This window comes from Singulisphaera chitinilytica (genome assembly GCF_049331405.1).
GTDB lineage: Bacteria > Planctomycetota > Planctomycetia > Isosphaerales > Isosphaeraceae > PoT.
Genome location: NZ_CP186274.1, coordinates 9,593,501 through 9,613,170, shown reverse-complemented (window position 1 = coordinate 9,613,170; position 19,670 = coordinate 9,593,501). Strand labels below are relative to the sequence as shown.

Genomic DNA, 19,670 nt, shown 5'->3' with positions numbered 1-19,670 from the left:
GTCCGTGCCGATGCACCAGGATTCCTTGATGGGGCAAATATTCTTCGATTGTAACAGCCGCTTTCCCCTCCGCCAGCCCCTCCGTCGGGCACTCGGCACCGGCCCTCGAATCGATCCGGTTGGCTGGGTGAGACCGTCGCGGGAATGGCGAAGGGATCGACGAGGGGAGAGCCCGGTTGCCCGCCGAGGGCAAACCAGGTATCATCAACACTTGAAAAAACAAAAAACGACCAATGGAGATCTGGACATGAGTAATGCTGACAAGCTGGCCGAGATCGTCAAGCACGCCCCGCATAGCTTCCAGTTGATCCGCGCGCAGAGCAGCCTGAAGCTCAGCGACGCCGAATTCGCCACCATCATCCGGGAGAATCCGAGTCGCTTCGCCTCGGTCTACTTCGCCAAGAAGAAGCCCGACGGCACGCGCGTCAGCCCCGCCCGGCCCGGCGTCAAGCTGATCACCGTCTGACGAGAACGAATCGGTCGCGGCAAAGGTCGCGACCGAACGCGGCGCGGATCAGTGCACCCTCGCCCGGATCGGGTTCATGCGAGAGATGCCGAACTCATCGAAGGTCGCGGCCGCGTCCCCGCTTCCCCTCGCGCTGAGATTCGACGAATTTGATCAGATACAGGACTTCGGGCGTGAGTTGGTCGTGAGATTCGAGCACCTCAACGGCGAGGCCGATGGGCATTCTTTCGAGGAACAGGAGCTGATAGGCCTGGATGAGGGCCTGGTCGACCTCGGGGTCGCGAGGCTCGGGTTCGTGCGCGCGGTCGTTGATGCCGAGGACGCTCGCGGGTATCCCGCCGACGCTGAGGTACGGGGGGACGTCCTGGTTCACCTTCGACTGGCCATCGACGTAGCTGGACCCGCCGATGGTGACGAATGGGAGCACGGCCACCGCCTCCTCGAGGTAGGCCCCGTCCTCGATGTGGACGTGCCCGGCGAGCAGGGCGTTGCTGCCGATGGTGATCCCATCGCCCAGCTTGCAGTCGTGGGCGATGTGCGCGCCGGTCAATAGCGTGTTGTGGCTTCCGATCCGGGTGACGCCGTCTTCCTTCTCGGAGGCGAGGTGGATCGTCACACGCTGATGGATCGTGTTGTGGTCGCCGATCTCGATCTTCGTCGCCGTGCCCCGGTACGACGTGTCTTGCGGATCTCCCCCGATGGCGACGAAGGGGCCGATGTCGTTGAACTCGCCGAGGGTGACGGACCCCATAATCCAGATGTGGCTGCTCAGCCGCGTCCCTCTCCCGATCGACACGTCGGGGCCGACGACGCAAAATGGGCCGATGAAGACGTCGTCCGCGATTCGCGCACGGGGATCGACGCTGGCCGTCTCCGACACCGAGCTCGCCATGGAACAAGTCCCTTCATCCTTGGGGGGGCTGTCCTGGCGATGAATTTCGCTCAGCGACGCAGGGAAGGCCATAGCCTAATCCAATGACCGCGAAGTTTCTACGATCATGAGCAACATTTAAGAATCCTTGACTCGGATCCCCACCCGGATCGCCCGGATTGTCGAACCTGTGCAACATCTCTCCGCGATCGATGCCGCCACTAATCATATCAGGGATACGCAAATCCGGAGCCACGAGTCGACTGGTTCGGGGCTAGCGAGGATCAATCGCGAAGGGAGAAGGCATGGGCGTGGCGAGGTTTTATCAGAAACGGAGCCACTTCAGACTCTTGGAACAGATGAATTTGTGTGAAAGGTTATGGTGCCAGCGATTGTTTGCGGATGGTGTGCTCTTGGGCTGGGAGGGCGGCGAGCTGATCAGAATGCTTTGCACGGGGATGAGCTTGGGGACGAGGTATTGGTCATCGGCCATCACACACCTTTCCCAGCCAGTCTGGCCGATAACCCATGAAATTGAGATGTGTCGTGATTTTTGATTAGTGCTTGTGCGACCCGCCCTGGTCGAGGTCGCGGTAGAGGCGGGCGAGGTCGGTCATGAGCTTCTCGAGCTCGGCGAAGTATTCGTCTTCGCCGAGCTTATCCTTGCGGTCGCGGAGGGCGGCGACGGCCAGCTCGAGCCCGTCGCGACGCTTGCGGACCTCTGGCGGGATGCTGCGTTCGCGCTCGCTGCGGACGAGGTAAAGCTGGTGGGCGCGGGGGCCGTCGAGCGGGCTCCCGTCCTTGGCTCGCTTGGTGGCGCGGACCCCCTTGAACCAGTCGGCGGGGGTGCCGAGGCGGTCGCCGTTGTCATCCAGGAGCGGATGCTCGGTGGCGAGCTGCGAGTGGGAACGGTAATACTCGGCGACGCCGTGCGAGGCGCTCAGGAAGGCTTCCAGGAGCGAGACCTGGCCGTCCTTGTCGAGGTCGGCGCGGGGGTCGGCGATCGACTCGGCGAGGTACTGGCCGAGGCGGGCGTAGTTCTCCTCGTGCCCGCTCTTCGTGGCGGTGATGATGACCCGGTTCGGACCCGAGAGTTTGCTCAGGAACGGGCCGCTGCAGGCCGAGCAGTCGATCACGGCGATCGGGCGCTTGATGGGGGCGGTCCACTCCGCGAGTTCCGCCTCGGTGACGTCCGGCCCGCGCATGTTGAACTTGGCCGAACGACCGTCGAACGTGCCGTGGCCGATCAGGACGAGCCAGAGGGGCTCCTGCGAGGTTGCGGCCCCTTCCGTCAGCGCCGCGCGGAGCTTGTCGCGATCCGGGGTCTTGTCGGAGGGGTCGCCGACGCCGATCCGCGTCACCTCGGCCGAGCTCTTGCTGGCGGCGGCCTGCCAGAGGCCTGCCCAGGCCTGGAACTGCGTGCCGTACTCGGGCGTGCCGGGGGCGCCGACCACGATCACGACGCGGGCGCGATCCTCGGCGGCGGAGGCGTCCGGTGTCGCCAGGGTGAGGCCGAGGGCGAGGAGTAGGGTCGTCATGCTCGTGGCCTTGCTCTAAGCGGTTCGATCGGCTCGGATTCTTCGGTGGCGAACGCCCGGGGTCAGGCCAGGCCGTTGATGCGCCTCAGGCCCCACTCGGCGGTCAGGCAGATGATCGCGATGAGGAAGTAAAGGGGCTGGTGCCAGAGCGGGGACGTCCAGGGCTCGGTGAGGGGGACCTTCCTCGACGGCAGGCTCTTCACGAACGAGTCGAGCTGGTCGGCCTCGACGACCTCGCCCTGGGTCTTCGCGGCGAGCTTCTTGAGGAAATCGCGGTCGGGCTCGAGCCTGGCGAATTCGTCGGCGGCCGGCTGCGCGGCCCATCCCGCCGTCTTCTCGCCGAGTTGGCTGCCGTCGGGGGCGGTCGCCGAGGCGACGACCCGGTAGGCCCCCGGCTGCTTCGCGACGTAGGTGGCGACATACGTCCCCGCCTCGTTGCCGACCGGTTCGGCCTCGATGGTGAGGTCGGGGCTCCCCGCGTGGACGATCTTGAGCGTGACCTTCGCGTTGTCGAGCGGCCGGTACTCGCCGTCGTTGACCTTCACCACGACCGAGACCGCCGAAGGGGCTTCCGGCTTGGGATTCACCGAGGCCTCGACGCGGTTGGGGACGTCGGCCACGAGCCAGCGAACGGTCTGCCGCCAGGAGCGTTCGAGGTCGCTCTCCTCGACCTTCTCCCGCCGGAGCCCCCAGCGCCAGAGGTCGCCGATCATGAGCGCGGCGACGTGCCCCTTGCCGAACTGCTGGGCGACGAGGGCGGGGATCGTCTGGCCGGAGCCCTCCTGGACCTCAGACAGGACGACCGCCCCGGGCTTGATCTGGCCGACCTTGCTCATCGTGTGGAAGCCGGGCATCGAGGCGAGCCTCGCCTTCTCCTCGTCCTCCGTCTTCCGCATCCGGACCCAGGGCTGGAGCCAACCTTCGCGGGTGAGGACCAGGCGGAAGGTCTCGTCGGGGCCGGACGGCGAGGCCGGGGTGCGGGCGTTGAGGTAGACGGGGAGGATGTCCCCCACGGGGGTCCGGTCGTACTTGCCGTCGGCGAACGAGTTGGGCCCGCCGAGCATGAGCAGGCCCCCGCCTCGCCTGGCGACGAAGCTTCGGATCAGGGTGAGTTGGTCCTGCGTGAAGAAGCCCGACTCGAGGTCGTCGATGATGATCGCGTGATAGCGATAGAGCTCCTCGGCCGTCTTGGGGAAGCCGTCGCGGAGCTCGGCCGCGTCCTCGGTCCCGATCCGGACGAGCACCGGCTGGTCCTGGCGCTCGGCGGTCTCGGCGTCGGGGTTGTCGAAGCCCTTGAAGAACTGGTTCGTGGACTGGTCGCGCGGGTCGCGGAAGTCGAACTTGGGCTGGCGAAGCGCGATCCTCAAGAGCCCGACGAGCTGGACCTGCTTGTCCTCGTCGAGGCTCCGGCGGAGGAACTTGTACTCCCAGTTCGGCCGGCCGCCGACGTAGAGGATGCGGTAGGGCTCGGATCCCTGGTCGACGACGACGAGCCGGCTGTTGTTGGCGAGGGTCTGCTCGCGGGTCGTGCCCGGCGGGTTGGCCTCGGCCTGCTTCATCGCGGTCTCGTCGCGGGCGGGGAAGGCCCGGACGCGGTAGAAGTTGATCCCCTCGTGCTCGGGGCGGAACTGGAACCGGAAGCTGAGGGGCTTGCCGTCGGAGGAAGCCGTCGCCTCCTGACGCTCCACGTCCCTGCCGCTCTCATCCGTCACCGCGGCGACGATCGACTCCCCCGCGAACCCAGACGCGTTGACGTCGGCCCGGAGCGCGACCGGCGCCGACTCGAAGTTGGTCTGGCTGATCGAGACGTTCTGCAGGCCCACGTCCTTCGAGGCCCCGTTCGAAGGGGGGATGACCGGATAGATCGGCGGGAGCCCGAGGGCGTCGACGTCGATCTCGCCGGCGTCGGTGCGGTTGCCGTCGGTGAAGAGGAGCACGCCGGCGAGCGGCAGGCCCTTGAAGCGCCGCGAGAGGGCGGCGAGCGACGCGTTGAGCGTGGAGCTCTCGCCGTCGAAGGCGAGGGCCTCGAAGCCGTCGGTGGCCCGGAGGTGGGTGTCGAAGAGGTAGTTGCGGGTGTCGAAGTCCTGGCCGAGCCGGGTCCGCCAGGGGGCTTCCTTCGCGAGCCGGTCCTTCAACAGGTCGCCCCGGGAGCGGTCGGCCTTCTCGTCGCGGATGCCGAGGCTCTGGCTGTTATCCGCCAGGACCACGAAGGCATTGGCGCCGCTCTTGGGCTTGGAGCCGGTCAGGAGCGGCTCGAGGAGGCAGATCGCGAGCGCCGCGATGCCGAGCGTCTTGAGCAGGGCGCAGAGGAGGCGGATCCGGGGCGAGGCGGTGCCCGACCTCCTCGCGTAGCTCAGCAGGATGGCGATGGCCGCGACCCCGAGCAGCCCCAAGGCGACCCAGAGCCAGTCGGGTGATCCCCAGATCAAGGGCACTCGCGTCATTGACCACTTCCCAGGCGTTCGTAATAGCGTCGCACGGAGTCGGCGTACTGCGGCGGGACGGGGTCGCGGTCGATCGGGACGAGGGAGTCGGGCGACTCTCGGCGCTTGACCTCCTCGGCGATCCGCTTGCGGAGTTCCGCCATCGGTTCGGCCACGAGCTTCTGCATCTCGTTCCAGTCGGGCACCTTGGAGTGCCGCTTGAACTCCTCGCGGGCTCCCCTGGCCCTGTCTCGGATCCGGGCGGCCTCGCCCCTCAACTCAGGGTCGTTGAGCAGTTCCTCGACGTCGCGGAGACGGTCGGACCACTGCCGGAAGCCTTCGCCGGTGATCGGCCCTCCCGGCCCCTGGTTCATCATGCCGCCGAGCAGTTCTTCAACGCCACCGCCGCCGCCCCGGCCTCCCATCCCGCCGGGGCCTCCGCCCTGGCGCTGACCTTGCCCTGGACGCTGGCCCTGACCCTGGCCTTCGCCTTGTTGCTGGCCCTGGCCTTCACCCTGGCCTTCTTGTTGGCCCTGGCCTTCTTGTTGGCCCTGGCCTTCGCCCGGCTGCTGCTGGCCCTGCTGATCCCCGGCTTGTGGCTGGGGTTCATTGCCGCCTCGGAGGCCGCCCTGCCCTCGCTGGCCCTGGCCGCGCTGGCCTTGGCCCTGACCTTTGGGCTGGGCTCCGCCGGGCTGCTGGCCGCCGGGTTGTTGCCCCTTCTGCTGATCGCCGGGTTGCTGGCCTCCCGGCTGATCGCCGGGCTGCTGACCCTCCTGAGGCTCGTTGCCGGGTTGCTGCTCGCCGCCAGCTCCCTGGGGCTGCTGGCCTTCCCCGGGCTGAGGCTGGCCTTCACCCTGCTGCTTCTGCTGGTCGCCCGGGCGCCCTTGGCGGTTGCCTCGCTGGCGTTGGCCCTGGCCCTTGGGCTGCTGGCCCTCGCCAGGCTGTTGCTGTTCGCCGCCCTGACCTGGCTGCTGCGGGTCTTCGCCCGGTTGCCCTTCCCCCTGGTCGCCTTCGGGCTGGCCGCCGGGGGCGTCCTTCTGGCTGGGGTCGTTGGCGTTGCGATTGCGGAGACCGTTGCCCGGGCGTTGCGCCGGGTTGTTCGAGGGGCGCTGGGCGCCCGGCATCGGCCGGCCGGTCGACTGGGCGATCTCGCGATCGAGTTGGTTGGCGAGGTCGTCAAGTTCCTGCTGGGCCCGCTTGAGGGAGGTGGTCTCGTCGCCGAGGACGCTCGACGCGGCCTTCTCGACCCCCTGCCGCATCTGCTCGATCCCCTGGCCGACGCGCCTCGAGAGGTTCGTGGCCTCCTGCGGGACCCCCGCGTCCACAAGCTGGTCGACCCCCTTGAGGGCTTCGGGCAGCGACGGCTCGTTCGCCTTGCGGACGGTGTCGAAGAGGCTCTTGGCGAGCAACGGTTCGCTCTCCTCGGCCTCCTGGACGGTCTGCTGCATCTTCTCGAGGATCTTGTCGACCCCCTTGCTCTGCTGCTCGAGGGCATCCTTGACCTGCTTGCGGTCGCCCGTGTCGCGGAGCGACTGCTTCGGCGTCTTCTCGAGGTTCTCGAGCCGCTCGGTGAGCTTCTTCTGACCCTCGTCGAGCTTGCGGGCCTGCTCGCGCATCTCGGTCATGTCTTCGGAGAAGCGGTTCGAGTTCTCCTTGCGCATCTGCTCGCGGAGCTCGTCGAGCTGCCGCCCGGCCCTCGCCCCCTCGTTGAGGGCCTGGGAGAGCCGGCCTTCCTCGAGGGCCTCGGAGGCGCGTCGGACATTCTCGCGGCCTTGCTCGACCTGCTGGCGCGCCTCGGCCATCCGCTCGCGGTTCTGCTCGTTCTCCATCCGCTCGCGGAGCTCATCCGTGTCGCGGAGGATCTGCTGCTCCTGCTCGCGGAGCCGCTTGAGCTGGCGCTCGACCTCCTCGCGTGATTCGGGGGTCTTCGCGGCTTCGAGCGCCGACTGCAACTCTTTGAGCCGGTCGTTCAGGTCCGACTGCCGCTGGGCGAGCTCCTTGAGCCGATTGAGGACCTGCTTCGTCTCGCGCTGGGCCTGCTCCCGGGGAGATTGTTGCTCCTGGTTGGCCTTCGCCGAGCGTTGCTCTTCATACCGATTCTCGTCGTCGGTGAGCTCGAGCTGCTGGAGCTGGCGATCCGACGGGCTGCCGCCTCCGCCCCCGCCCCCCTGGCTGTTCTGCCTGTCCCGGCGGCTGACCTGGAATTCCCTGGCCCGGAGCTTGAGGAGGGCCTGATACGCCTTCTGCTCGGCGACGAGGGCCGGGTGCAGCGGGGCGATGGCCGGGGTCTGGCCGGCCTCGGTCAGCTTGCCCTCGGCGTCCTTCATCGCCCGGACCGCCTGCTCGAGGCTGGCCTTGGAGACCTGATCCTGGATCTGCCCGCCGAGCTCGTCGGCCTGGCCGATCGCCTCGCGCTGGGATTCGTGGAGGGTCTTGGCATCCTCGGGAAGCTTGGCCGTCGGCTTCGTGCCGGTCTCGCGGCGGATCAGGTTCCAGGTGCCGTTGACGATCTCCTTCTGGATCTGGGCCAGCTTCGTGATTTGCTCGCCGCCGCCACCTCCTCCGCCCCCACCGCCTCCGCCTCCGGCGGGCTGCTCGCCCTGGCGGAAGATCTCCTCGAAGTGGCGGACCTCGGCGAAGAACATATCCCCGGAGGTACGCCTGACCGCACCATCGGGGCCGTAGTCCTCGGCCCAGACGAAGTAGGAGACGAGCTCGTCGGGCTTGACGTGGAGGGACTCGAAGTCGAGCAGGTGCGTCGCCTTCACCTGCTTCGGCGCGGGCTTGGCCTCGCCCAGGACGACGTCCTTCGGCTCCTTGCCGGCCAGGGTGTAGTTGACCCCCTGGCGGATGATCCCGAAGTCGTCGCGGATGTCGGCCTTGAGCGTCAGCTCCTCGACGGCCGAAACGCGCACGTCATGAGCCGGCTGGGTCATGGCGATGGTCGGCGGCTTGTTGCGGGTGACGTTCACCGCGATCTCGGACGTCTGCTTGTTCTTCCGCCCCTCGCGGTCGACCAACTCCAGCTTGTAGCGTTTGGACTCGCTGAGGGTGAGATTCGTCGCATAGACGAGTGACCCGGCCTCCTTCGGCTCGAGCTTGAGGGGCTCCCCCTTGGCGTCGACGAGCCGGGCCGAGGCGACCTCCTTGTTGAGCCGGCAGAGCAAGGTAAGAGCGGTCCCCTCGACGGCCGTCACGTGCCGGATGTCCTCGACCGTATTAGCCGGGAGCCCCGTGTACTTGGGGAAGACGAGCTTCGCGTCGGTGCGTTCGAGACTCGGATACTCAAAGACGTGGATGTGATAGGTGGAGGTCTCGCGGCCCTCGTAGGCGACGCGATAGTCGAGGTCGCGCGTGACCGACTCGACGCGGTAGGCGAAGGTCGGGTCGTCGAGGCTGCGGTTCATCGCGAAACGGCTGGTCGTCTCGACGCCGTTCTCGACGATCAAGGCGGCCTCGGCCGGCACCGCGCCCGGGAACCGGGCGATGACCAGGAGGGCCGTACCTCGCTCGATCTCGGCGTTGCCGGGGTCGACCTCGATGTCGGTGCCCCCCAGCCGGCTCGCCAGGGTATCCCGGCGCTCGTGGGCCTGGGAGCGGACCTGGCCCATCAGCGTGAAGAAGACGGCGAGCAGGCAGGCGAGCGAGGCCACGTGGGCCGCCTGCGTCCCTCGGATCGTCCAGCTCGAGACGGTGTCGAGCCAGGCGTGCTCGTGGCGATGGGCGAGGGCCTGGCGGATCACCGTGGCCTGCAGATAGCCGGGGCGCTTATCGGCGAGGACCGAGGCCTGTTCCACGGCGGCGAGCAGGCCGGTGTGCAGTTCCGGATGCTTGGCCTCGATCCGGCGGGCGACCCAGAAGCCGTCCTTGACCGAACGCAGGGCGAGGATTGCGCAGGCGAGGCCGGTCGCCGCGGCGAGTGCGGCATAAGCGGCGAGAACCCATTCGCCCGGGATGCCGACGCGCCCCAGCCGGGGCCAGGCCGCGATCAGGGCGATGCCGAGGAGGGCCCAGGCCAGCCAGTTGGCCGCCAGGCCGCTCCAGAGCCGCACCCGGCGGAACCGACGCGCCACCTCTTCCAACGCCTGTCTCAGTTCGGTGATCATGTCGCCAAGGCCTCCTCGCGGGCTGTTTGAGGTCGACTGAGACGCCCTGCCAACAACGTTTCCACGATCAAGAGGCCGATGGCCCCGATAATCAGCCAGCGCCAGACCTTCTGACGCCCTTCGAGCTCGGCGTTCTGCATCTGCCGCATCTGTTCGCGGTCGAGAACCTTGGGGTTGCCGTTCGCCAGCTTGCACCCGAGCTGCTCGAGGGTCTCGCTCGGCAAGGGGGCCGTCCGGCTCTCGACCGGATCCAGGTTCACCGCGAACGTCCGCTTGCCCCCGGCGAGGTCCAGCGTATAGACCCCCGGCTGATCGGTCTCGGCAAACGAGGTCTTGCCCGCTTCGACGCGCACCGTCGACCCGTTCGGCTTGTGGACGACGAAGCCCCCGCCGGGCGCCTGCCCCGCGGGCAAGGGCACGGCGTCATCCACGAGGTAGCTCGTCTCGTCCAGCGTCTTCGAGCCGCCCGAATCCAGGAGCGCGGCCATCAGCGGCACGAACTTCGACGAGCGGGCGAGCTGGCTGTCCTCGGGATCCCAGCCGCTGGTGAAGAGGATCAGCCTCCCCTTGCCGACCGCCTTCTCGATCACGGCCGGGTCGCCCTCCTCGAACCGGGCGACGACGCGGACGTCGCCCAATCCCTTGGGATCGATGCGCCGATATTTCCAGAAGTGAATCTTGGTGAAGTCGTTGAACTGGGCCCCCGCGAACGCCGCAAAGAGCGGGTGGTCGAAGCCGATCTCGCCGAGCATGAAGTCGCGGCCGGCTTGCGATTCGGAGACCTCCCAGGGGGCATCCCCGGCGATCGTCGCGAGCGGCCCCCCCTTGCCCGAGGCCGTCACCACGCCCAGGATCGTGCCGCCCCGCTCCGCGTATCCCTTGAGCCGGCGGACGTTGTCGGCGCTTGTCTCGGCCGAGGTCATGATGACGAGCGCCGGGGGCTTGGCGGGGTCGAAGACGACCGGCGACTTCGGCTCGATCGGCGTCACTTTGACGGTCCGGTTCGGCGTCGGCAGGAAGACGCGCTGGAGGTAATAGAGCAGGCCGCCGGAATCCTCCGGGGCGTCGGGGCCGATATAGGCAACCGTCGCCTCGTCCTTGCTGCTGGCGGCGAGCCAGAGGGTGTTGTCGAAGCCCTCTCCGTCGCCGTCGAGCCGGAGCGCGGGGGTGTTGGGCGCGTTGGCGAGCCTCGGGACCCGGACGACCCGGCTCTCTCCCGGCGGGACGTAGGCCTCGGTCGGTTTGCCGGCGGGGGCCCCCTTGGCGTCGAGCCAGTTGAGGGCGAACGTCTCGCGTTTGGAGCCGGCGTCGTTCGAGACGCGGACGAGCGGGGCCTGGGCGTCGGCCGCCTCCCCTTCGGTCGAGGCCTTCAGCCATTGCAGGCCGGCGTTGGCCCTGGTGTCGGAGATCCGCTTGAGTTCGAGCTCGACGTCGGAGGGCCACTCGAAGTCGCCCAGGGCCTCGACGTGGCTCCCCTGCTGGAGGTCGGTGATCAGGATCACCTTGCGGGGCATCTTGGCGGCCTTCTCGGTGGCGTCGGCCACGTCCTCGATGGCTCCGACCGCGTCGATGAGCGACTGGCCCAGGTGCGTGCTCCGCCAGGTCGGGGCGAGGCTCGCGAGCTTCGCCAGGCCGACCGCCTGCCGCCTGTCCGGCTCGAGCGTGGCCGACTCGGCGAAGGAGAGCTGCGCCCTCGCCGAGGTGTCGAACGCGAAGAGGGCCCACTGATCGGTCGGCCGGCACCCCTTGATGGCTTCCTCGGCCAGCGCCTTGGCCCTGTTCCAGAGGTCTCCCCGACGCATGCTCGCGCTGGTGTCGACGAGGATGGCCACGCGCTGGCGTTCGACGGGGCCCGAGCCGAGCTGCGCCGCCTGCCGGAGGAAGGGCCGGGCGAAGGCCAGGGCCAGGAGGGCCAGGGCGAGGCCCCTGAGGATGAGCAGCAGGATATTGTCGAGCCGACTCCGCCGCGTGAGGCGAGGGGGCGTCGGCGAGAGGAACATCAAGGAGCTGAACGGCACCTCGCCTTGCGGGGCGCGCCGGATCAGGTGGAAGATGATCGGCGCGGCGATCGCCAGGGCCCCGAGAATGTAGAGCGGCGTGAGGAAGCTCATCGCGGCGCCCCCCCCCGTGAGGGCGAGCCGCCTCGCCTGCCCGGCAGCTTGCCCCGACGCATCCGCGCCCTGAGCAGATTGAACAGGACGAGCTCGAGCGGCTGGTCGGTCGTGAGCGACTCGTAGTCGATCCCGAGGTCGGCGCAGGCCCGCTCGATCGCCGTCGCGTGAGCACCGAAGCGGCGGAGGTACTCACCCCTCGCCGCTTCCGGATCCACGTACATCTCGCGGCCCGACTCGACGTCGAGGAACATCGCCGGGGTCTTGAACTCGAACCGGACCTCCTCGGGGTCGAGGATCCGCAGGACGATCACGTCATGTCCGATCGCCCGCAAGGAGGCGAGCCGGGAGCGGAGCAGCTCCGTCGGCGCGAGCAGGTCGGAGATCAGGATGATGAGCCCGCGCTTGCGGACGGTCGCCGCGATCTGCTCGAGCGGGCCGGCGAGGTCGGTCGCCTTACCCGCCGGCTCGCGCTCGAGCACCACCATCAGGCGACGCATGTGCCCAGGGCGATGCCTCGGCGGGATGAAATCGACGACCCGGTCCTCGAACGTGACGAGTCCCACCGCGTCACGCTGGGTCGAGAGGAAATGGGCGATCGTGGCCGCGGCGGTCCGCGCATACTCCCCCTTGGAGTAGCCGGCCGAGCCGTATCCCATCGACCGGCTGGTGTCGAGGACGATCGAGCAGCGCAGGTTCGTCTCGTCCTCGAACCGCTTGATGCAGTAGCGATCCGAGCGGGCGAACAGCTTCCAGTCGAGGTAACGGGGGTCGTCGCCGGGGCTGTACTCGCGGTACTCGGTGAACTCGACGGAGAAGCCGTGGAAGGGGCTGCGGTGGATCCCCTTGAGGAACCCCTCGACGGCGACCTTCGCCCGGACTTGCAGGCTCTTGATCCGCATCAGGGTCCGGGGATCGATCAGGCCGGCATTGGAGTGCGGAACGCCGTCGGCCCCCCCCCTAGGCGAGGGACGACCACTTGCGCCAGTACCTGCCCGAGCGTCGCTCCGAGCCATCAGCTTTTGGGTCCTTTGACATGCTCGAGGAGGCGATCGATCACGCCATCCACCGTGATCCCGTCGGCCTCGGCCCGGTAGCCGAGGAGGATCCGGTGCCGCAATGTCGGGTGGACGAGGGCCTCGATGTCCTCGGGGGTGACGTGAAAGCGGCCGGCGAGGAGGGCCCTGGCCTTGGCCCCAAGGACCAGAGACTGCGCCGCGCGGAGCCCTGCGCCCCAGCTCACCCAGTCGTTGACGAATCCGGGGGCTTTCGGCCCCGGGCGGGTGGCCGCCGAGAGCCGGACCGCGTGGCGGACGAGGTCCTCGGCGACCGGCACCTTGCGGACGACGTCGTGGAAGCGGAGCACGGCCTCGCCGTCGAAGAGGGGCTCGATCGGCTCCGAGCGCCTGGAGGTCGTCTGCTGCACGACCGCCACCTCGTCATCCTCGGGCAGGTAGTCGACGATCACGTTGAACATGAAGCGGTCGAGCTGGGCCTCGGGGAGCGGGTAAGTCCCCTCCATCTCGATGGGGTTCTGCGTCGCGAGGACGAAGAAGGGTTCTTCGAGGGCGTATCGCACGCCGGCCGCGGTGACCTGGTGCTCCTGCATGGCCTCGAGCAGGGCGGCCTGGGTCTTGGGCGGGGTGCGGTTGATCTCGTCGGCGAGGATCACGTTGGCGAAGATCGGGCCGCGGACGAACTGGAGCTTGCGGCGCCCGTCCCCGGTCTCCTCGAGGATCTCGGTCCCCGTGATGTCGGCCGGCATGAGGTCGGGGGTGAATTGGATGCGCTGGAACTTGAGGTGGAAGACCTGGGCGATCGTGCGCACCAGGAGGGTCTTGGCCAGCCCCGGGGCGCCCGTGATCAGGCAGTGCCCCCCGGAGAAGAGGCTGATCAGGAGTTGATGCGTCGCCTCCTTCTGGCCGACGATCACCTTGGCCAGCTCGCGCTCGATCCGGCCGCGGCTCTCGTGGATCATCGCGACGGCCTGGCGCTCTTCCTCGTAGACATCGACGTCTTCCGCCACGATCGCTCCTTGCCTTGGTCCCGAACTCGTCTGGATGGGTTAACCGGCCCACCCCTGCCCGTTCGCCTCAGTGTGTCATCGCATAGGTGATGATATTAATGCCCAACGGGTATGCTTTCTTCTCGGAGAATTCGTGGAAGTACCAGGGGTCCTCCCCCTCGCGTTCCCAGCCGTCGCCGAGGTCGGTGTTGTGGCAGATGATCGCCATCATCCGCCCCTTGTCGTCGAAGATCCCGCGGTAGTGGACGTCTTTGGTGTTCCCGTCGTGGTACATCTCGTAGGTGATCCCCATGTCGCGCCCTTGGTAGGCGGCGCCGATGCTGGGGACCTGCGGCTTCTCCTTGAGCCGATAGACGCAGCGGAAGATCTCGTGATCGGCCGGGAGTTCCTGCGGCTCGCGGTCGGGGAAGACGCGCTTGATCTCCTGGTAGAAGTTCAGCCACTGGGAGTCTCCCCAGAAGTCGTCGACCATGAGGAACCCTCCTTTGAGGAGGTATTCCCGGAGCGCCTTGACCTCTTCCTCGGAGAAGTAGAGCGAGCCCGGCTCGATCATGTAGAGGAACGGATAGTCGGAGAGCCGCTCGTCGGTGAGCCTCATGGTGATCGGGTTCGGGTTCACCTTGAGCGAGGTGAGCTGCTGGAGCCGGTACGAGAAGTTCAGGTCGCTGTCGGGCCAGTCGGTCATGCAGCCGCCCCCGCCCCAACCTCGGCGTCGTCCCCCGCCGCCGCGGCGGACCGAGTCGTATTCGACGCGCACGAAGGTGAATACATCATTTTTGAAGGCCGGATCGACCTTCCAGTCGGGGATCCCGGCCCGGTCCTCGGGCAGGGTCGTCGACCCACGCTCGCGCCACCAGGGGGGCTGGGCGAGCGTGACTCCGCCTGCGATGACGACGAGGCTGGCGAGGACGACCAGAGTCGCGCGACGACTTTGGCTCATGGTTACGGGCTCCTCGCGGGCTTGGGTGTTGGTGTCTCGGTCGCGGGCTTGGGCGTTTCGGCCGGGGGCGTCGGGGGCCTGGCGGGGTCGACCAACTCGAGCAGGAGGTGGTGGGCGTCGCGGAACCGAGGGGCTTCCTCGAGGGACTTGAGCACCTCGCGGCGGGCCTCGTCCCCCTTGCCGTCGTCATGCAGGAGCTTCGCCAGGTGGTAATGCACGCCGGCAGGGTCGGAGTCGTCCAACTTGGCCAGGGCCCGGTAGGCGGCGATGGCCTGGGCCCGCTTGCCCAGGTGCTCCGCCGCATCGGCGAGGTGGCGATAGGGCGCGGGGATTAACGGGTTCACGCCCAGGAACCGCTCGGCGTTCGACGCGACCCCGGCCCAGTTGCCCGAGGCCTCGTCCAGTTCCATCAGGCGGAGGAATGCGGGGCCAGCGTCGCCCGATCCGGCTCGCGAGGTGAGGTCCTCGAGGGCCTGGCGCTCGCCGGCACTGTCGGAGTTGCGGCGGGCGATGTTGGCGAGGAGCATATACGCATTCTCCGTCCCGACATATTCGGGGTAGAGCCGTTTCAGCCGCTCGAGCGCGTCTTTCGCTTCGGTCCACTTCTGCTCCGCGACGAGCCGGGCCGCCAGGCGTCTCAGGCCGGTGAAGCTCTTGGGATGGGTCTCGAGCCAGGCCGAGATCGCCTTGGAATCGGCGTCGGGGGGGAGCTCCGGGTCGTCCCAGGTCAGGTCGGGGGCCACGCTCGAGGCCCGCTTGTGCGCGAACTCGGCGAAATCGCGGTCCAATTGATCTAGCGATGTTTTGGCCCGGGCCGGCAGGACCTCGTTCAGCGGTTTCCCCTCGGCCAGATCCTCCAGCGTGTCTTTCAGCAGGGAGAGCCCGAAGCGCTTGACGAGGAAGTCGATGGCGAGGCCCGACTCGAAGTAGGCGAATTGCAGGTGCGCCCCCGACTTGGGGGCGAGGAATGCCGCGCTCAGCTTGCTCAGCGGGGTCAGCTCCTTCCCGAGGAGCATCTCGCGGAACTTCGGGGTGAGGGCCTCGCCCCAGGTCCGGTTCTCCTGCTCCTCCTCGTAGACCGAGATCCCCTCGCTGAGCCACCTCGGCATCTTGTTCCGGCTCTTGCCCAGCGTGACGGCGTGGCAGAATTCGTGCCAGACGACCGCCTCCCAGTTGGAAGGGGTCTCCCCCTGCGAGGCCGGGCTGTTCACCGTGACCACGCGGCCGAAGCAGACGCCGAGGAACCCCTCGGCCCCCGGCAGGCCGAACGTCCGGACGGCGAACTCCTTGCGCTGGGGGAAGATCTCGACGATCACCGGCTCGGTGAAGGTCACGCCGTACTTCTCGCCGAGGGTCTTCTTCGCCCGCTTCAGGAGGTCGAGGGCCCGCTGGCCGTAGAGGTCGGCCTCGCGAGGATCCATGCGGAGGAGCAAGCCTTCGGCCTCGAGCGTGCGGAAGCCCGCCAAGCGATCGTGCAGGGTGACCAGGTTGTAGGCGACGACGTTGTATCCATCCTTGGCGAGAATTTGGTCGGCGAGCTGCCAGCCTTCCTCTTCCTGCCCGAGGCGGAGGAGGTCGTCGCAGAGCTGGACCTTGGCCGGGAGGTACTCGGGATCGATCTCCAGCGCCCGCCTCTGGGCGGCGGATCCTTCGGCGAAGCGGTACTTGGCCGAGAGCTCCCGGCCGATGATGTGATCGACCTCGGGGTTCTGGGTCCAGGGGGCAAGCGCGTTGGTCCTGGCCTCGACCTCCCCCTTGGGGTTGTTCATGAGGTGGGCGAGCACCGCGCGATAGGCCCAGGCCCTCGGCTCCTGGGGGTTGATGGCGAAGATGCGCTTGAGGGTCGCCTCGGCCTCGGCATACTTCTCGCCATCGATCTGGTGGTCGGCCACGAGCAGGAGGCTGTCGACGTGGCTCGGGTTGATCTTGAGGGCGGCCTCGAGCTCCTTCTCCGACTTCGCCCGGTCGTCGTTCGAGAAGGCACGCGCGAGGAGGTAGTGATAGGCCGGGTCCTCGGCCGCGGTCGGCGGGGCCTTCTGCAAGGTCTCGGCGGCCAGGGCATAGTCCTGCTTGCTCAGGGCGAGCTCGGCCGTGGCGAGGAAGTTGTCGACGAGCTCGGGCTCGAGCTTCTTGGCGACGTCGTAGAACTGCTCGAGCACCTTCTTGGCGTCGGCCCCTCGGTAGAGGAGGTAACGCCCCAGGACGAGCCGGCTCTCGGCGCCCCCGTAGCGGTTCGGCATGCGCCTGACGAGGGCCTCGATCGCCGCGAGTTCGGACAGCGCATCGTCGGCCCGCCCGTTCTCCCGATAGACCTGATGGCCGAGCCAGTGGATGCCGACGCTCCAGGGGAACCGCTGGAGGGCCTCGTCGGTGGCGATCAGGGCCTCCTTACTCCTCCCCCGGGCTCGCTCGGTCTCGATCCTGAGGGCGCTCCAGCGCTCGTCGCGGAACCCCTTCGACGTCGCCAGGGTCGCGGCCTTGTTGCACTCCTCATACTGTCCCGTGCGGTAGAGCTTCTCCGCGTCTTCCAGGTCGTCGGCCCGGGTCGATGACGAGCCGAGGGCGAGCAATATCGCGCACACGACGACGGCCGAGGCCGTTGGCCGGGTGTGGTGGTCGAACCTGCTGCGTTTCGAGGAGGCGAGGCCGGGACGGCCCGAATTCGAGGACGTGTCGTCGAGATCCTGCGATTGCGTTCCGGCCGGCATGAAGCAATCCCTTCCATTCGGGAGAGGCTTATATCAACCGCTGGGCCGGAAGTGGATTATATCCCCGACGGCGATCGGATTGCCAAGGGTAAATTAACCGCCGGGGCCGTCCGATTCTCGCGTCTGAGATTTGCTCATTTGCAAGGATCTTGTGTCGAGAATAGGATTGGCCTTGCACCCATCGCCGCGACCAAGCCGGGGCGCGGGCCTTCCTGGGTCGCTACAATGAGGGGCGGCGACCGTCGTTTCTCGATGACCGAGAACCTTTCCGTCGTCGCGCGTGTCCAGAGATCCGGGCGTTACCGAGTCGGGCCATGTTATTCCGCAAGAGACCGTCCGTGGAACTGAAACTGGACTTCGGCTCGATCCGATCCTTCCGCAGGGGGGATCTCGACTCGCTCGTGCGGCACGCGAACGACCGGGAGGTCTGGCTCAACCTCAAGGATCGGTTCCCGCACCCTTACACGAAGGACGACGCCAGGGCCTGGCTCCAGCTCGTCACGAGGATGGAGCCGGAGACGAGCTTCGCGATCGCGGTCGACGACGTGGCGGTCGGCGGCATCGGCATCGAGCCCCAGGGGGACGTCGCCAGGCGCTCGGCCGAGATCGGCTACTGGCTGGGCCGGGAATTCTGGGGCCGGGGGATCGCCACCTCGGCCCTGCGCGCGATGACGGACTGGGCCTTCGCGAACTTCGAGATCTGCCGGCTCCACGCCGGGGTCTTCGCCTGGAACCCGGCGTCGGCCCGCGTGCTCGAGAAGGCCGGGTATACCCTCGAGGGCCGTCTACGCAGCAGCGTCTTCAAGGATGGGCATATGACGGACCAACTCCTCTATGCGATCGTCCGCGAGCCCGACGAGGCAGAATTCCCGCGCCGGGCTGAGGGGTAGCCCTCCTCATTTCTTGGCGAGGAGCCCCCTGATGATCCGGGAGACCTCGTCGCGGAGCGTGGCCGAGTAGCCGACGTGGATGTCGGCGACCTTGCCCTCCTGGTCGACGACGATCAGGGTCGGGAACCCCTGCACGTTGTACTTCTCGGGCACACCCTGGGCCTTGACGGTCGGGTAGTTGAGCTTCATCGTCTCGGCGACGAACCTGGCGTCGGTCTCGTCGCCGTCGGTGTTCATCCCCAGGACCGCGACGGGCTCCCCCTTGAAGTCGTCGGCGAGCTGCTTCATCTGGGGCATGGCCCGGATGCACCAGCCGCAGCCACGGTTCCAGAAGTCGAGGATCACGACCTTCCCGCGATATCCCTTGAGCGAGTGCGCCTTGCCGTCGAGGTCGACCGCGTCCCACTCCGCGGCGTCTTTTCCGATCACCTCGGCGCGGTTCCTGGCCTCCTGCTTGTAGTACGACCGCAGGGCCGCGTGACGCTTGAGCTGCTCGTCGACTTGCTCCTGCAGGGGGGCGAAAGTCAGTTTCGCGCGGGCCTCCTTGAGGGTCTTCTCGGCCTGGTCGAGGGCCTCGTCGATGACGCCGACGGACTTGCTCGCCTTCGCTTGAAGATCCTGGTACGTCTTGTTGGCGGCGAAGTAGAGGTCGGCCTCGTCGCCGAACCGCTTGGCCCAGTCGGCCCCATGCGGCTCGATGGCGATCAGCTCGGTGACGCCGGTCCCCTTGCCGTTGAACCCATAGCCCTGGGAGTTCTCGCTGTCGATGCGCTTGATGAGCCCGCGTTTGCGGTCGAAGTCGTATTTGGATCGCTGGGAGCTCACGTAGATGAGGCCCATCGTGCTCTGGGGGATCCCCTCGAAGACGAGGTCGGCGTCGGAGGTCCCGCCTAGGGGTTTGAACTCCGTGCGGGCGTCTTCATCGTCGTACCCCCTGGCCGACCAGCCCTCTTTGGCCTGTGCCTCGTCCTCGGGCAACCGGGGGAAGAGCGCCGAGGGTTCGAAGCGATGGTTGAACGAGTCGTTCACGGAGGCCCGGCCGTCTGGGTGGAGGTCGCAGTAGGCGACGGTCGCCTGGACCTGGCCGTCCCCTTGCTCCTTGCCCTCGCGCTTCATCCAGAAGGACTGGCTCGACCGCATCACGACCCGCCAGCTCCCGTCGGCATTCTTGCGCACGACCCAGGCCTGCCAGTCGGTTTTGAAGCCGTGGGCGCCGTCGGCGTATTTGAGCTCGCTGCTCCCCTTGTATTTGAGCTCCTGCCCGACCTGGAGCTGATAGCGGGGTACGGCGCTCGCGGCCTCGTCGGCCCGAGTCGGGCGGAGGAAGGCGGCCGAGGAAAGCTGGATCGTCAGGGCGACGATGATGGCGGATCCGTGGCGAAGGCGAGACGAGGGGGGCATGCCGGCCTCCAGGGATGCATGGTCGGGGATATCCTCGCGACCCTTGTACCCTGACGGCAGCCCCCCGTCCAAGGGTTATCTCGACAGGGGCTGACGTCTCATGGTTGATGGGGAGGCCGACAGGGATGGGGCCGAGGGACTTGCCTCGCCCCGGCTCGCGAGCGATGCTGCAGGGAGCCGCCCCCTGCCC

The 19,670-nt window shown here is 67.6% G+C and carries 12 protein-coding genes; 2 read left to right on the top strand and 10 right to left on the bottom strand.

The genetic code is table 11. The annotated features are described in order from the left end of the window. Positions 1-247 precede the first annotated feature (247 nt). Positions 248-466: a hypothetical protein gene (locus tag ACOYYX_RS37455; protein WP_422927745.1), complete on the top strand. Its 219-nt coding sequence runs from the start codon at positions 248-250 to the stop codon at positions 464-466. Positions 467-560: 94 nt separating this feature from the next. On the opposite strand, the gene lpxA is transcribed toward ACOYYX_RS37455, so the two are convergent. From lpxA to ACOYYX_RS37410, 9 genes are all read right to left on the bottom strand, one after another. Beyond that, complete coding sequence (gene lpxA / locus ACOYYX_RS37450; RefSeq protein ID WP_422927744.1) at positions 561-1,358, bottom strand: acyl-ACP--UDP-N-acetylglucosamine O-acyltransferase; 798 nt, start codon at positions 1,356-1,358, stop codon at positions 561-563. A 536-nt stretch (positions 1,359-1,894) separates the two neighbouring features. Continuing rightward, the gene (locus tag ACOYYX_RS37445) at positions 1,895-2,875 is read right to left on the bottom strand and encodes a hypothetical protein (protein ID WP_422927743.1); all 981 of its coding nucleotides are present in this window, start codon (positions 2,873-2,875) and stop codon (positions 1,895-1,897) included. A 62-nt stretch (positions 2,876-2,937) separates the two neighbouring features. Then, positions 2,938-5,319: a glutamine amidotransferase gene (locus ACOYYX_RS37440; RefSeq protein ID WP_422927742.1), complete on the bottom strand. Its 2,382-nt coding sequence runs from the start codon at positions 5,317-5,319 to the stop codon at positions 2,938-2,940. Next, complete coding sequence (locus ACOYYX_RS37435; protein ID WP_422927741.1) at positions 5,316-9,404, bottom strand: DUF4175 family protein; 4,089 nt, start codon at positions 9,402-9,404, stop codon at positions 5,316-5,318. Before ACOYYX_RS37435 ends, ACOYYX_RS37440 begins: the two co-directional genes overlap by 4 nt. Further along, positions 9,401-11,515: a BatA domain-containing protein gene (locus ACOYYX_RS37430; RefSeq protein WP_422927740.1), complete on the bottom strand. Its 2,115-nt coding sequence runs from the start codon at positions 11,513-11,515 to the stop codon at positions 9,401-9,403. The genes ACOYYX_RS37435 and ACOYYX_RS37430 overlap by 4 nt, the downstream gene beginning before the upstream one ends. Continuing rightward, complete coding sequence (locus ACOYYX_RS37425) at positions 11,512-12,417, bottom strand: DUF58 domain-containing protein (protein ID WP_422927739.1); 906 nt, start codon at positions 12,415-12,417, stop codon at positions 11,512-11,514. The genes ACOYYX_RS37430 and ACOYYX_RS37425 overlap by 4 nt, the downstream gene beginning before the upstream one ends. Positions 12,418-12,530: 113 nt before the next feature. Next, positions 12,531-13,493 (bottom strand): AAA family ATPase, encoded by a 963-nt coding sequence (locus ACOYYX_RS37420; RefSeq protein WP_422931717.1) that lies wholly within the window; start codon positions 13,491-13,493, stop codon positions 12,531-12,533. Positions 13,494-13,608: 115 nt separating this feature from the next. Continuing rightward, positions 13,609-14,481, bottom strand: coding sequence for a DUF4159 domain-containing protein (locus ACOYYX_RS37415; RefSeq protein WP_422927738.1), 873 nt, complete (start codon positions 14,479-14,481; stop codon positions 13,609-13,611). 2 nt (positions 14,482-14,483) lie between these two features. Continuing rightward, a complete protein-coding gene (locus ACOYYX_RS37410; RefSeq protein ID WP_422927737.1) occupies positions 14,484-17,189 on the bottom strand; it encodes a tetratricopeptide repeat protein in 2,706 nt (901 codons plus the stop codon). Between the two features lie 338 nt (positions 17,190-17,527). On the opposite strand from ACOYYX_RS37410, the gene ACOYYX_RS37405 reads away from it, so the two are divergent. Then, the gene (locus tag ACOYYX_RS37405; RefSeq protein ID WP_422927736.1) at positions 17,528-18,079 is read left to right on the top strand and encodes a GNAT family N-acetyltransferase; all 552 of its coding nucleotides are present in this window, start codon (positions 17,528-17,530) and stop codon (positions 18,077-18,079) included. A 6-nt stretch (positions 18,080-18,085) separates the two neighbouring features. On the opposite strand, the gene ACOYYX_RS37400 is transcribed toward ACOYYX_RS37405, so the two are convergent. Beyond that, positions 18,086-19,480 carry a TlpA family protein disulfide reductase gene (locus ACOYYX_RS37400; RefSeq protein ID WP_422927735.1) on the bottom strand — a complete coding sequence of 465 codons (1,395 nt, stop codon included), beginning with the start codon at positions 19,478-19,480 and terminating at the stop codon, positions 18,086-18,088. Positions 19,481-19,670: the final 190 nt, after the last annotated feature.

Coding starts and splice junctions, on each gene's coding strand:
- ACOYYX_RS37455 (WP_422927745.1), top strand. CDS start 248: ATGAGTAATGCTGACAAGCTGGCCGAGATCGTCAAGCACGCCCCGCAT.
- ACOYYX_RS37435 (WP_422927741.1), bottom strand. CDS start 9,404: ATGATCACCGAACTGAGACAGGCGTTGGAAGAGGTGGCGCGTCGGTTC.
- ACOYYX_RS37400 (WP_422927735.1), bottom strand. CDS start 19,480: ATGCCCCCCTCGTCTCGCCTTCGCCACGGATCCGCCATCATCGTCGCC.
- ACOYYX_RS37445 (WP_422927743.1), bottom strand. CDS start 2,875: ATGACGACCCTACTCCTCGCCCTCGGCCTCACCCTGGCGACACCGGAC.
- ACOYYX_RS37430 (WP_422927740.1), bottom strand. CDS start 11,515: ATGAGCTTCCTCACGCCGCTCTACATTCTCGGGGCCCTGGCGATCGCC.
- ACOYYX_RS37415 (WP_422927738.1), bottom strand. CDS start 14,481: ATGAGCCAAAGTCGTCGCGCGACTCTGGTCGTCCTCGCCAGCCTCGTC.
- lpxA (WP_422927744.1), bottom strand. CDS start 1,358: ATGGCGAGCTCGGTGTCGGAGACGGCCAGCGTCGATCCCCGTGCGCGA.
- ACOYYX_RS37410 (WP_422927737.1), bottom strand. CDS start 17,189: ATGCCGGCCGGAACGCAATCGCAGGATCTCGACGACACGTCCTCGAAT.
- ACOYYX_RS37425 (WP_422927739.1), bottom strand. CDS start 12,417: ATGCGGATCAAGAGCCTGCAAGTCCGGGCGAAGGTCGCCGTCGAGGGG.
- ACOYYX_RS37440 (WP_422927742.1), bottom strand. CDS start 5,319: ATGACGCGAGTGCCCTTGATCTGGGGATCACCCGACTGGCTCTGGGTC.
- ACOYYX_RS37420 (WP_422931717.1), bottom strand. CDS start 13,493: ATGATCCACGAGAGCCGCGGCCGGATCGAGCGCGAGCTGGCCAAGGTG.